Source organism: Rhodospirillaceae bacterium (genome assembly GCA_002728255.1).
GTDB lineage: Bacteria > Pseudomonadota > Alphaproteobacteria > UBA7887 > UBA7887.
The window spans coordinates 48,700-62,991 of the sequence record PBWV01000001.1 but is presented as its reverse complement, the minus strand read 5'-3'; the positions used below and the strand labels follow the sequence as shown (position 1 = coordinate 62,991).

The 14,292-nt window shown below is 46.7% G+C and carries 12 protein-coding genes; 8 read left to right on the top strand and 4 right to left on the bottom strand.

The features are described 5' to 3' along the window. Positions 1-3: 3 nt before the first annotated feature. The 4 genes from aepY to CMM32_00260 form a co-directional block, all read right to left on the bottom strand. Complete coding sequence (gene aepY, locus CMM32_00275; GenBank protein MBT05343.1) at positions 4-1,131, bottom strand: phosphonopyruvate decarboxylase; 1,128 nt, start codon at positions 1,129-1,131, stop codon at positions 4-6. Beyond that, the gene (aepX, locus tag CMM32_00270; protein MBT05342.1) at positions 1,131-2,444 is read right to left on the bottom strand and encodes a phosphoenolpyruvate mutase; all 1,314 of its coding nucleotides are present in this window, start codon (positions 2,442-2,444) and stop codon (positions 1,131-1,133) included. The genes aepY and aepX overlap by 1 nt, the downstream gene beginning before the upstream one ends. Positions 2,445-2,538: 94 nt before the next feature. After that, complete coding sequence (locus tag CMM32_00265; protein ID MBT05341.1) at positions 2,539-2,781, bottom strand: hypothetical protein; 243 nt, start codon at positions 2,779-2,781, stop codon at positions 2,539-2,541. A 52-nt stretch (positions 2,782-2,833) separates the two neighbouring features. After that, positions 2,834-4,321: a hypothetical protein gene (locus tag CMM32_00260; GenBank protein ID MBT05340.1), complete on the bottom strand. Its 1,488-nt coding sequence runs from the start codon at positions 4,319-4,321 to the stop codon at positions 2,834-2,836. Positions 4,322-4,485: 164 nt separating this feature from the next. Between CMM32_00260 and CMM32_00255 the strand changes: the two genes are divergently transcribed. From CMM32_00255 to CMM32_00220, 8 genes are all read left to right on the top strand, one after another. After that, positions 4,486-5,712 carry a hypothetical protein gene (locus CMM32_00255; protein MBT05339.1) on the top strand — a complete coding sequence of 409 codons (1,227 nt, stop codon included), beginning with the start codon at positions 4,486-4,488 and terminating at the stop codon, positions 5,710-5,712. Positions 5,713-6,008: 296 nt separating this feature from the next. Further along, entirely contained in the window at positions 6,009-7,217 is a 1,209-nt protein-coding gene (gene pseC, locus CMM32_00250) for a UDP-4-amino-4,6-dideoxy-N-acetyl-beta-L-altrosamine transaminase (protein MBT05338.1), read from the top strand. After that, positions 7,187-7,843: a hypothetical protein gene (locus CMM32_00245; protein ID MBT05337.1), complete on the top strand. Its 657-nt coding sequence runs from the start codon at positions 7,187-7,189 to the stop codon at positions 7,841-7,843. The genes pseC and CMM32_00245 overlap by 31 nt, the downstream gene beginning before the upstream one ends. Positions 7,844-7,969: 126 nt before the next feature. Then, positions 7,970-9,019 (top strand): hypothetical protein, encoded by a 1,050-nt coding sequence (locus tag CMM32_00240; protein MBT05336.1) that lies wholly within the window; start codon positions 7,970-7,972, stop codon positions 9,017-9,019. Further along, positions 8,982-10,049 (top strand): N-acetylneuraminate synthase, encoded by a 1,068-nt coding sequence (locus CMM32_00235; protein ID MBT05335.1) that lies wholly within the window; start codon positions 8,982-8,984, stop codon positions 10,047-10,049. The genes CMM32_00240 and CMM32_00235 overlap by 38 nt, the downstream gene beginning before the upstream one ends. A 54-nt stretch (positions 10,050-10,103) precedes the next feature. Further along, positions 10,104-10,949 (top strand): hypothetical protein, encoded by an 846-nt coding sequence (locus CMM32_00230; GenBank protein MBT05334.1) that lies wholly within the window; start codon positions 10,104-10,106, stop codon positions 10,947-10,949. Continuing rightward, positions 10,946-13,168, top strand: a complete 2,223-nt coding sequence (locus tag CMM32_00225; protein ID MBT05333.1) for a hypothetical protein — start codon at positions 10,946-10,948, stop codon at positions 13,166-13,168. Before CMM32_00230 ends, CMM32_00225 begins: the two co-directional genes overlap by 4 nt. Beyond that, on the top strand, positions 13,165-14,292 hold the full coding sequence (locus CMM32_00220) for a hypothetical protein (GenBank protein MBT05332.1): 1,128 nt from the start codon (positions 13,165-13,167) through the stop codon (positions 14,290-14,292). The genes CMM32_00225 and CMM32_00220 overlap by 4 nt, the downstream gene beginning before the upstream one ends.

Genomic DNA, 14,292 nt, shown 5'->3' with positions numbered 1-14,292 from the left:
ACTTCATCGCATTACCGATAGCGCTTCCATAAAGCCCTTTTTTGCCTCTACTGGGCTCTCTTTGGGCCGACCTAGAGCTGGTCGCGCACCGGGCTGTACAACTATTTCGAGAAAAGCAGACCCTTGACCTTTCATCATCTCACCAAGAGTTTGAGGGAGTTCNTCGGCACTCGAAACAACAAAAACAGACTTATAACCGCAAGCATTGGCTATCCCCGCCAAAGACAAATGCGACCCGCAAGTTGGTTGACCTCCGACAGAATCATGCACCCCATTGTTCAAAACTATATGACGCAAATTCTTGAAGGCGGCGGTGGTGGCCAACCCTCCCAAGTGCATAAAACATGAACCATCCCCATCTATACATACAACAGGATGATCAGCCTTAACCAAAGCTATCCCTGCTGCAATTTGAGAAGCATGGCCCATCGACCCGACAGTTAAAAAATCCCTTCCAGGCGCCTGTTTTTTCGCCTGCCTGATCTCGTATAATTCTCTGGAGGCCTTTCCTGTGGTTGCCACAATGGGAACGTCCCTTCGCAAGTGTTCAACTATTAATTCTATAGCATGTTCTCGCGTCAAACTGCTCTCATTCTCCTGAAGTTTTGGTGTCGCCCCCGAAATAGCCCCTTTCCGAACCAACAAAGCAACAGGCCGGCGACCGGCTTTACCTTTCGCTATTAGCCGGGCAATAGCATCTCCATCTTCCTCAGGTCCGACCACCACGTATGGTATTGAAAGAATGTCCAAAAGGTCGGGGGTGATTTTTCCCTGCTTCCGATGCTGCGGTTCATCTTTTAACTGACCATTCTCTGTGATTTCCCCCCTCCACCCGATGACTAAAAGAATTGGAATGCTATAAACCTCTTGATCTGCTAACGACGTTAACGGGTTTACTGCATTTCCTAAACCGGAATTCTGCATATAAACACACGGCATTTCACCAGTGGCTAAATGGTAGCCTGCCGCTAAACCAACTGCCAAACCTTCATTTGCTGAGGGGTAATGTTGGTAGTAGCCCGGATTTTCCTCAAGACACTGTGATAGCTGGGACAACAATGAATCGGGAACTCCGGTGAAAAATTTTATTTCATTGGACGTGAGTTTCTCTAGAAAATCAACCGCGCGCATTACAAGACACGATTAGGAATGAGGTCAAGCAATTCGTTAACAGGAAGGCATAGTTCATCAGCTTCTTTGGCTCGGCTATTACGCAATATACTGCTACATACCTCCCGCATCGCAGGAACCGACGCCCGTAGCATATGATTAGCGTAAATTACTATATTGACACCATGGGCCTTCAATTCAGGCTCCGTTACTACACTGTATTTAGTAGGAACAACAACTAAAGTCGTCTCTGAGTCCATGTCACGGAAGCGATCACAAAAATTTAAAACCTCGGATGGATCCTCGCTACGGCTATGGATCATAATTCCATCGGCTCCCGCAGCAGTATAGGCCGCCGCACGATCCAATGCATCCTCCATGCCAGCCCCAACAATCAAGCTCTCAAGCCTACCTATAATCATGAAATCATTGGTAACACAAGCCGCTTTGCCCATCTGAATTTTCTCTGCAAACAGATCCCTGTCTTCAAGAATATGATGTCCATCTCCCTGCAGCAAAGAGTTCCGCTTAGGGCCAGTTTTATCCTCTATTATAATCGCAGATGCCCCAAGCCGCTCCAGGGTTCTCACATTAAAAACAAAATGCTCAGGTAACCCCCCTGTATCACCATCGAATATTAGCGGTTTAGTAGTTACTTCAAACAAAGCATCCACAGCATTTATTCTACTGCTGGTATCAACAAGCTCAGTATCTGGTTTCCCTCTTATTGTGGAGTCTGTGAGGCTAGATACCCACATAGCTTCAAAGCGCGCCACACCCTCTTCTTTCTCGACTTCAACAGTCTCCGCTAATCTCCCACAAAGGGGACTATGAACTTCAATAGCGCGCACTATTTGCGCCGTATCTAGATACCTTTTTAGAGCTGTTCTTCTTATCTCCGAAGTATTGCCCAAACCACTCATTTGCTTATCGTAGCGCGCAGTATTCACTCCTCTTGTGTATGGCACCTCAATAAGACGCCCATCCCACTCTTTTATTACGTCCACAACCCGGTTGCGAAAAGTCTTCTGGGAGCCTGTCACCCAGTCATCCCCATGCATCACTATTCCAGGTTTATATTTCCGCAAATTTGGAACGAAATCCCAGTCGTTTTGTTCAACGACCCTGTCAACTCCCACTATGTTTTCTAAGATGCTTTTTCGCTGCTCAAAATCCAAATAAGGAAGTGGCTTATAAGTAGATACTGCTTTATCGGTGAGCAAGCCAATAGTTACAGGCCCAAGTTCACGCCCTGCTGCTATAATCTTAATTAGCCCATGATGCAGGATATCCGCCGTCATTCCAATGTACACACTATTATTTTTCTTCACCATTAGCCAAACACTTCTTTGTTAGGTGTTCAAAAGAAGCCAATACGTCTAAAGCACCTTCCGCACCAAGCTTGCATACCAAATCTCTTGATCTCGCTTAATCTTGGTTTTTCTTACCCCGTCCACCCATTTCCTTCTCAGTAGGACTAGAACCAAACAATTTCTTAAAGCTTTCCTTTATTCGTCCCCAATAGAATTTAACGATAACCAAACCCCCAGCAATGCCACCCAAAAGCAGCTGTATCAACATACTTCCAATGCCAAAGTCTATATAGGCCTGAGCCGGGCCAGTAGAAGCTAAAAATAAAACAGCAGCTGCAAACGGACACCACCCATCCACTGTGAATGTCCTACACGCGATTATTTTTCTAAGCGAGCCAGAAAATATTTTCCTACCTCCGTGTGGTGTCTTCAAGATATACCTCCTCTAGCTTACCATGGATTTTCTTAAAAAACCTATTGGGCAGTGTCTCTGGGACGACACCATCAATACAGGCAAATACCAAGCGAAAAGTATTAACAGGACTAAATTTATCTCCTACCTTCACATCACAGTAACTAGGCAATAGCATTGCAGAAAAATTGGCGAATCCAATGTATTCAGAAGGGACGGCAGGCAAATCCACCATCGCTTGTAAACTTGGCCCTCGAAACCCATGGTCTGACTGCAAGACAATGATTGGGTCACTGTTATCTTTTTCCAATATCAAATCAATCATATCAATAATATGGGGGTTTAGACAACGAAGGTCATTGACATAGCTCGCAACTGCATCTGCGTAGTCGCCCCCCAGGAGAGCTAACTCTACCCTTTCAATGTGCGCGCAGGCATCCGTATANCTTTGGGGGGGATGAGGTGAGAGCACATGTGCAAATAAATATTGCGGCTGGGCAAAATTAAAATCTATGTGTTCTCCGATGTCTTCCAGCCTAAGAAAATCGAAACTGATAAGATCCGGAAGCAATCTCCTTATAATCGGAAATAGGGGAGTAAGGCGCAGCAATCCAACCTCCGCCTCATTCACCCCATACCTTCCTGTCGTCTTTGCCTTTATGCACTCATCCTCCACCCCACCACAACGGGTCTTCAGATTTTCTCCACCGGGCTCAGCGTGAATATATCTGTAACCCAATTTTCTAAACCGCTGCACGACGGGGTTAAACCCTTGGATGCGGGACGTCCACAATGAGGGATGAAGCTGGGCGCCAGTGGGAATATAATAATTCATATTGACTGTTGTACTAATGGACAACTTGGTACTTACATAGTTGGCGTAGCTTTGCTTTGAAACCTGGAAGTTTTTCTCTTCAAGGCTCACAATAAAAGGAGAATTATCCATGCCAAAGTACTCACTCAAGACATCGGATCGTGCATAACCATCAAATACAAACCAATAAACATTGGGAAGTTTAGCGGCTTCTTTCTTTGTTGAAAAAGACTCAACCTTGTTGCCAACCTCGGANCCATTGTACAGGGCAAATTTTGTTAGGCTGGTGGTCGGAACTACCAACAACGCGACAGAAACCGTAAAGAGTGCTGCACCTCCCACTGCTAACCTTGCAAATCTCCAAATGAAAAAAAGAATGAGTGCGCTTAGCGCCAGCCATATAGATATGCGAATTGTTCCTAATGAAATACCGAGCCCAGAGACGAGATGTGATAAGGGAAGATAAAGAAATAGCAGCNCTCCAGCCACGCCCAAAGTGTTTGCTATTTGTGCCCAATAGGTCCAACCAAAAAATACTACAAGGACCACTGCAAATATAAGGCTTAGCGTTATAGCCAGAACACAATAAAGCGCTACTGACCAACCGTACAAATACAAGTCGTCTTGATTATGGCTTAAAAAGCTAAGGAACGGCCACGTCCAAAAAGCCATTATCGTGATCAAAGGGATTAATGACGAAAATTTCCTAAACATACAGGCACACTACTAGGTAACGACGTATCGTGTCATTTAGATTATGATAACACTCCCACCTTTCTTGGTAGGCATGACCTATAGGATTGTTGTAGTGTTGTTGCTCAATTAAACCTGATCCGATGGATATGAAAACTGAACAACAAACACAGAGCCCGGAACTACGGCACCTAGTTGCCGATCTACCGCCCGCCGCATCCGTGCAAATTAATGATGCAGTTTATCGCCTAAAACGCGACGGCAAAGATATTATCACTTTATCTCTGGGCGAGGCTTTTTTTGAACAGCCAATGATCAGTATTTCGGAGTCAGACTTTGCGGCGGGAATGCACTATTCTGACTCCAGAGGAGTGCCGGAGTTGAGAGAGAAAATTGCAACACATTACGAAAAAAAGTTCGGAGCCCAGGTGGACCCTGATAGGGAAATTCTCATTAGTGCAGGTTCAAAGGCTATACTGTATATGTGCATGCTAGCGGCAACCAATCCGGGCGGAGAGATTTTAATCCATGAGCCGGGTTGGCTCAGTTATCTGGAACAGGCCCGCCTAGCGGGCGCCTCGCCCCGCCAGCTGCAATACAAAGCAAGTACCAAAGATATTCTTTCAGAAATATCACCACGAACGAATATGTTAATTCTAAATAATCCCAATAATCCAGCTGGCCGCCTTTATAGCCGCCAGGAAATCTCCGATTTCTACAACGAATGCCTCCAGCAAAACACCTACCTTCTGCTTGACGAGTCCTACAGCGATTTTGCTCCACCTGGAGAGTTTGCTTCGCTTAGCTCAGTAGCCCCAAACAAAAGCCACGCGCTAGTTGTTAATTCTCTCTCTAAAAATCTAGGTGTGTCTGGATGGCGCATAGGCTACCTGATTGCTGAAGAACAGTTTGTGAATGCAATTTTGAAGCTAAATCAGCATCTTATAACTTGCGCACCCACACTCCTTTCTAATTATTGTGCAAAAAATTTTGAANCCATGGTAGCTAACACTGAACCGCAACTAACAACCCTCCAGGACAAGCGGACCAAAATCGCCAACGCCATAGCAAAACGCCAGCTTTCTTGCCTTACTGGCTCAACAACATTTTACTTTTTTCTCTCCATAGAAGGCTTTCCTGGAACTGATGTTGACTTTGCCAGAATGCTCTTGGTTGACGAAGGTGTTTCAGTTGTTCCTGGATCAGCCTATGGATCCAGCACCGATAGGTTTGTTCGGATCTCTATCGGCACAGAACCCACAGAACGTATAGAAACAGCCCTCGACAGCATAAAACAGCTAACGATTATCCGCAGTTTTGCCAAAGAAAACTACACAGCCAAATTTCATCACCTGGTTAATGGACCTTGAGAAAAATGCTCTGAGAGAGCAAANAAAATCATGGCGCCCTCCACCCACNTAGGAAGGCCTAGAGGTAACCTTAGCTTTTCAANACACTTTAGCTATTGTTTTTATTAAGGAAAAAAGCATCTGAATTTCACCATTCTTCAAAGTTCTATCATTGACTTAACTCTTGATACAAGTGTATGTTCACCAGATGAACGCGTGCTTCGGCTGGGGAGGGTGCGCATTGCCCGACTGGTGGGGCAAACACCCATCACCCAGTGTGCGGTAGCATGGGAATAACCTCAAAAAAATAGGTCAGCATTGTGGAACTTCCCTACGGGCGCCAAACCATCGATGATGAAGACATTGCTGCCGTGGTTNCAACGCTGAAAAGCGATTGGCTAACCCAAGGCCCCGAAATAGTAAACTTTGAAAGGGACCTGGCCAAGGTTGTTGGGGCAAAACATGCCATTAGCTGTAGTAGTGGAACAGCGGCACTCCATTTAGCACTTTTTGCGGCCAGAATAGGCCCTGGAACAAGCGTCATAGTGCCGGCTAACACCTTTGTGGCAACTGCAAATGCAGTCCGCCACGTCGGAGCCGAGATATCTTTTGCAGATATAGATCCAACCACAGGATTAATGNCGGCTGAGCACGCAGTAGAAGCGCTCCGCCAACGTAGCGACAGAGAAATATCAGGTATTATGCCTGTCCATTATGCGGGCCAATGCGAAAAACCGCCTTCGCTACGTAGCATGGCTGAGAAAGAAGGAATAACAGTTATTGAGGATGCGTGCCATGCCCTAGGCACCTCCTATAAGGTTGATGAGAATGTTCTCATGATTGGCGGGTGCCAACACAGCTCCATGGCAGCGTTCTCATTCCACCCGGTCAAAACNATAGCTATGGGTGAGGGCGGGGCAGTCACGACCAATGAAGATGTTTTAGCTGAACGCCTGCGGGAATTGAGAAATCATGGACTAACTCGCAATCCTCAACGTTTTATGCAAAAAGAGTTAGCCTTTGGTCCTGATGGCTCTCCTAATCCATGGTATTATGAGCTTTCTGAACCGGGCCTTAATTATAGAGCCAGCGGTCTTCACTGTGCACTTGGACGCAGTCAGCTTAAAAAACTTGGTCATTTCATCAGGGAAAGACGACGATTAGTCGTATATTACAACGGACTTATCAAACACCTTTCACCTCTGGTACAGCCGCTTAGAGCAATTGATTACTGTATACCCGCATGGCATCTCTACCCAGTGAGGATAGACTTTGCACAGCTTGGTATTGAGAGAAAATCCTTAATCGATGCTCTCTCGACGAATGGCATAAGGAGCCAAGTGCACTATATCCCAGTTCCATGGCAACCGTATTACAAGGATCGTTACGGGCCCATAAATTTACCAGGGACAGAAGCTTATTACAGACGCTGCTTATCCCTGCCACTTTTTGTAGGAATGGGGAAGAAAAATGTTGAACGGGTCGTGAATACTCTGTGCCAGATCTCTGGCCTTCCAAAACCATGACCCAAAACCAGCACAACAAGCTATTAGAATCGTGCGGGGGTTGGAATTTGGTTGTTGAGTGCGACAAAAGCCGATTGAAGCCTCTCAAATGTAACCATGTGTCCGCCAACTATTTAGCATGGCTCAATGACCCTTTGGTAAATGCCTATAGCCAGCGCTTAGGAAAGCTGTCTAACCAAGAAGATGTATGGCGCTATGTGGACGATGCCAACCAATCCGAAGACGTCCTCCTTTTGGGAATCTTTGATAAGGTTAAAAATTTACATATTGGCAACATACAGCTCAAATACTATGACCGCGTGAATGGACTGGCAGACCTCTCCACATTAATTGGGGAAAAGGAATATTGGGGCCAGGGGTACGCCAAAGATGTTTGGAAGCATATAATTCATTTTGGATTCCAGGTTATTAAAATCAGAAAGTTTACCATGGGAAATGCGGCTGGTAACAAGGCGGCATCTGGAAAAACCATATCCGTGGGAGCAACACTTGAAGCAACCAAGCGGAAGCATACGCAGATTGGTAAAGAGTACCATGATATTCTAGAGTACGGACTATTCCCTCAGGATTTTTACAAAACCTTCCCAAATCTCCGCACTACATGCCCCTGGAAACTCGGTCAATAAATTCTAATTCATGTTAGCCGGTAACAAAACAAGCAGATCTTTAGGGATACTTCTACGGCGGGTGGACATATACCACATCGAATTTATTGATGCCGAGAGGACGCCTGAAGAACTTGATAAACAGTCATGAAAGCTACTCACGTATTGCGCACAGATGGGGGCGCATCGCTGGGTCTTGGCCATGTGGCACGTTGCCTAACTATTGCGAAAGCAATTCGTGGACAGGGAGGCACCCCTGAAATTGCCTTAGGATATAGCAACCAACAAGTGTGTTCCCGGATCAAAGAAGAAGGCATTCCCTTTCGCTGTGTGGATCCTAAAAAGAGATTCAAGCCACAGCAAATAATGGATGGAACAAAGGTGGTTNTTTTTGACTTCTCCCACCAAGTCACTCGCGCCCACCATCAAGAAGTCGCAAATATTGTCGATGTTTTATCCCAAAGTAATATTAGGAGTGTGCTAATTGATGGGAAGGGAGGAGATTGCCTCAGTGCATTGTCACCCATGAGGGTGGATGCATTGATGATCCCATATGCGGGGGCTGAAAAACAAAAGGTTTTCCCGGGAGCTAAAATGGATGCCCGTGGACCGCATTATATGATCCTTGATGATACCTTTCTGAAAAAGTCAACCACAGCAACTGTGCAACCTTCGATTGCTCAAAATATTCTAGTTACAGCTGGAGGCAGTGATCCACACAACCTTACTCTATTTTTCATGAAGGTGTTGGCAAAGGTGACAACACATCCCCGGGTCCGGATAGTAATAGGGCCAAGTTTCAGTCGGGATCTAACACAATCGATTTCCTCAGCAGCTCATAAAGTCGGATACCCAACAACACTAGTTCGTGCCCCTGGAACACTTGCACACGAGATATGGGCAGCAGATCTAGCTCTATCGGCGAGCGGGTTAACAAAATACGAGCTCGCCTTTTGCGGAACTCCCTCGGTTTTAATTTCAATCGACGCAAATCATGCGGAAGCCAATTTACCTTTTACGAGAATGGGGACGTGCTACGATGCGGGGCGGTTAGACATGGCAAACATTGACAGTGTGGCTAAGGTGGTGGAAGAATTGATACTGAGCAAGGAACGTCGATGTAAGCTTGCCATGGCAGGCATAGCCGCTGTTGACGGACATGGAATTAAGCGCCTTATGGGTCTTATCAATGGTTGAACCCAAACAATTGAAAACACAGTTTGCAGTTGGGGATTACCCTATCGGTTCCACTGCTTCACCCTACTTTATTGCTGAGGCTGGTTCTAATTTTGACCAAAATTTGGATACCGCCCGAAGATTGATAGATATAGCAAGAATAGCCGGGGCAAATGCCGTAAAATTTCAGTTGTTCCGGGCAGATGTCTTGTTCCCCCAAGGAGGAGAAGCTCATGATGCATTCAAGGCTGTGGAACTTAACCCCGACTGGGTTCCAATACTAGCTACCCATGCATCTGATCAAGGCATAACCTTTCTTGCTTCGGCTTTTGACAAGCAATCCGTCAGCGTTCTAGAATCTGTCAATGTCTGCGCCCATAAGATTGCCTCGTCTGAAACAACGAATATGGAGCTAGTGGACACTATTGCTGCAACTGGCAAGCCTGTCTTTCTATCAACGGGGATGTGNGATCTCATTGATGTGCATGAAGCGGTATCCCGGTTTATAGCTCGGGATAATTTCGAGGTTGCACTACTGCAATGTGGTGCCATGTACCCCCTTCCGCCAGAACACGCTCACCTGCGAGTAATGGACTTATTCAAAAGCGTCTTTGACTGCCCTATAGGATTTTCAGACCACTCCTTAGGCCTACCCCTAGCGTTCGCAGCAGTAGCCCGTGGCGCCAATGTGATTGAAAAGCACTTTACCCATGATCGTTCTAGCAAGGGGCCCGATCATTTTTATGCTCTAGAACCAGAGGAATTGAAAAGCTTGATTTCNGGATCAAAATCAATATTTGAAGGGCTAGGAGTAGCCTGCAAGGAAATGCTGCCATCAGAAAAGGAATTTGGACGCCGTGAAGGCCTCTACACCGCCGAAGACATTAAAGAAGGGGCGGAGCTTACAACCAAAAATGTCACCGTTCGGCGGCCTGCTCTTGGTCTTCGTGAACGCTATTTCTCCAAAGTATTGGGTATGGTAACAAAACTTTCTATAAAAGCTGGCACACCTATCTACTGGCAAGACCTAGAGCCGAATGATCGCCAATGATCATTTACTTTTGCAACAGCATCACCTCATACTAGATTAAAGTAACCTAGATGCATGGCTAATATTAATGCTACGATAGAATCTCTGAACCGAGAGGGATACATCGTCCTTGACAATATTTTATCCCCTGAGGAATGTATCAAGCTCGTTGGTATTCTTGAGTCGCTNCACACTAACCTGTCGCCTCAATATGCGGCCAACGCTCCAGCCAAACACCGACTGAATTTTCATGAAGATGAAAAAATTGTCTACAATCTTCATAACAAGGATAGAGCATTTCTAAACTTCATTGATCGAGAACCAATATTTAATATTGTTCAAAACTTTTTACGACAAGGGTTGCACAACAAAAACGAGCCTATAACTCTTCGACAAAACACTGCGCGGACCCCAATTATAGGTGGACCTCAACAACATCTCCATATTGATTCACGAATCCCCGGGGGCACATTCCCGTTGATGGTTGTTGTGACTTGGATGCTGGAAGATTTTTCTAAGCAAAATGGGGCCACTAGAATTGTTCCCCGTTCCCACACCAAACCCGGATTTCCTCAAAACGAATCTGAAAAAGATACCGAAGTTATCATCACAGGGCCACGAGGAAGTGCAATTATTATGGATGGCGCCGTATGGCATGGAGGGGGCCCGAACCAGACAACCAACACTCGTTGGTGTATCCTCTCAACGTATACTCACTGGTTTCTGAAACCAGCTTTTGATTTCAGCAAAAACATGCCTGCTAGCTTTTATTCTCTTCTGACCCCCCGCCAGCGCCAGGTCATGGGCTATACAAGCCAGCCACCTCTTGATGAATTCACACGCATTAGCTCGAGATCATCGGAAGCTGAAGCTCCTGATAGCTACAGTTTGCCAACGTCGGAGGCGAAACTAGTAGAATGAGAAACCAAGAATGGCTTGTTTCTGTTGGAGCTGGGCGATGGCAATTATCCGGTATCTCTGCAGCTCAACGAAGCGGGATTAAGGTGCTAGCGCTTGATGGCGACACCAAGGNTCCAGGGCTTCTATTAGCTGATCACGGGATCGTTTGCGACATACGGGATACAGATGAGGTATTGGAGGTCGTTCAACAAAAGAAGTTGGTAATTTCTGGGGCGATTTCTTTTGCCACGGAAGCCGGCCTTCGTGCAGTTGGCAAACTTCGCGATACCCTGAGCCTACCTGGACCAGGATCAGAANTCATAGAAAACCTAACTAATAAAGTGGCGCAACGGAATGCTTGGGAGAAAGCCGGGNTACCTAATCCCGCTTTCTGGCGCCAAATATCAAGTTACTCTGAAGGCTACGATGCCATTAGGATGTATAATGGGGAAGTAATTGTGAAACCCATCGACTCCGCCGGAAGCCGGGGTGTGACAAGATTAGCANCAAGGGCTTCTAGAGAAAAACAAGAAGCTGCGTTACAAGCAGCTTTCGCCCACTCACTAAGTCACCGAGCTATAATTGAATCTATTCTACCTGGCAACGAGTATACAGTGGAGACCTTTGCCGATCAAAAAGGAACTCACGTACTTGCTGTTACAGTTAAAGAAAAAATACCCGGCACTAGGGGCACCGTTGCCAATGAATTGGCCACACCGAATGATAGTTGGGCTCAGTTAAGACCGCTAACTACCATTGCCACTCGCGCTCTTGAGGCGTTGGGCTACACTCAAGGGCCCGGTCACGTGGAAATTATGTGGGATAAGACAACTACTCCGGCGTTGGTGGAAGCAGCCGGCCGCGGGGCCGGGTTCATGGTATTCGACAAATTAGTTCCCCTTGTTAGTGGTTATGATGTGGTGACTGCGTCATCACTTCAAGCTGTTGGTCGCCAGACTGCCGTGGTNTCTGCACAAACACAAAAGAAGGCCATTATTAGGTTTTTCCCAAGTCGCCCAGGAGTAGTGCGGCATTTTTCCGGCTTCACCGAAGCAAATAGCAAGAGGGGTGTGGAAGCCGAAGCCTTTGTGAAGGTTGGCGAAAAAACCTCCAGCCCTGTCAGCGATGGTGATCGGCTGGGTTACATACTTAGCGTTGGAAAAACAAACGAGGANGCGAGGCAACGGATTAACCGTGCAGGGGCTCTCATCAGTTTTGAAATAACCCCCGAAGCAGCCAACAAAAGTAAGGACACAGGGCGGCCGAAACCACCTAGTAAGCTATGCTCTAGCAAATCCGAACTGCCCATTGCCCTTACGTTTGATTTAGATCCCGACTATTTCGATCCTAGCATGGGACCTAACTACAACTCGCAAAGGCTCAGCTGGCGAGGGATACAATATGGCGTGCCAGCTATAGCCGACTTTCTCTCTGGGATAAAGGATTCCTATGGGGGAAGAGCATGCGCTACTTGGCTACCCCGAGTAGATAATCAGATAGAAAATATTTATGGGGACTATGGCCAAATTCTAGACGAATTTGATCCCTTGTTGCGTAACCTTTTTAGCTCCGGCGATGAGATTGCCTGGCATCCTCACTTGCATAAGGAAGAAAACGGCACAGCACAACAAGAAACCAATGCCCAGCGACTAAAGCAGGTCCTTGTTCAGGCCCAAAATGCTTTATCACAAAGAAATTGGCGTCCCCGGGCCACCCGAATAGGAGGAAACTATGGATCTGGCCCCCTTATGCAAATTCTTGAAGACCTAGGAATTGAAGTTGACTCCTCCGCAATGCCTGGACGACGCAGAACCGACAATCACTACCTTTTTGATTGGTCATCCACCCCGACCCANGCCTATTGCCCCGCCCGTTCAAATTATCGCACTCCCGGCACACCTTCCCATACACTCGCCGAAATTCCTTTAACTATGCTGGATGTCCTGGCTGACTACGATGAAAGACCCCGAAAGAGATATTTTGACCTTTCCTTCCACTCTCGTGCCCTAAAGCCCGGGTTGGAGAAACTTTTGGCGGATGCGCCATATATTGTCACTGATACCCACCCAAGCACAATATTGGAAGAAGTTGCTCCTAGTCCTCATGGCTTGCTTTCATTTTCCCTGAAGACATTCCGCTCTAACCTGCAAACAGTGATGGAAAATTGCGCTCGTCTTAACCGACCCATCCGTTTTGTTACTCTCTCCGACCATTGCCTGCGTCCTANCAAGGTATCATGAGCTCCATTATAGAAGAGCTGGAGGATCGCCTTTGCATCCTTACTAAGAGAAAATTTTGTGTGCTTACCTCTAGGGCAACTGCCGCCTTGTTCTTGGCCTTTTCTAGTCTCCAACGAAAAACCGGATTTATTGCATTTCCAGCCATCCTTTGTCCTAGCCCTATTTTTGCTGCAATTTGTGCGGGCTACCAACCCATCTACTGTGATATTGATCCTGAGACAGGAAATATGGCACCCGACGCCCTGGAAACATTATTGAGTTCAAACCAGGAAATAGTTGCAGCTGTGCCGACACATCTATATGGCCAACCTGCCGAAATGAAACAGATCTGTGAGCTGGCAACGGCTTACAACGTTGATATCATCGAGGACGGGGCGCAGGCTTTGGGTGCCACTACAAAAGACGGCACCCCAATTGGGAACTTTGGAATAAGCAGTATTTTAAGTTTCGGACATACAAAGTTGGTGGATGTCGGCTATGGAGGCGCCCTAGTTACGGACCACGCTGAGTATGCTGACGTTGTACGAGCAGCTCAAAATCGGCTCCCTTTTACCAACCCCAAAAATACTAGGGCATTGGCTAGTGCGTACCGCAAAGAATACTACAGAATACTCAGTGAGACTCAGGTCAACCCGGATGCATGTACCCAACTTCAGAGCTTTCCCCGCAGATTTGCTAAATTGTTTATGGCTCGTTTTAATCCATTACACGCTCAAGCCATGATGGATGGCATTGACGGACTGCAAGAAACTCTCTGTGATAGGAGATACAAAGCGGCCCTGTACGATAGGCTCCTTGATAAAAAGCAAATCATCAAGTTGCGCTGGGATGAAGGGGCAGCTCCTTGGCGCTTTAATGTGCGGCTCCCGGAAGACTGCCAAGCTACGATTACCACCAAACTCNGGGAGGCTGGCTTCGACGCAAGTAATTGGTACCCTTCCCTGCACCGATTGTTTAGACCTACACACCAACCAGAAGCCGCGGACCTCCATCATGCCGTCCGTCATGAGGATTCCATAGTCAATCTATGGTTGGATGGCAAGACAAGCGCTCCGCGGGTGAAAGCATGCGCCACAGAATTGAATCGGCTATTAGCCAAACAAATGAACTTTGCTTCTGATTAA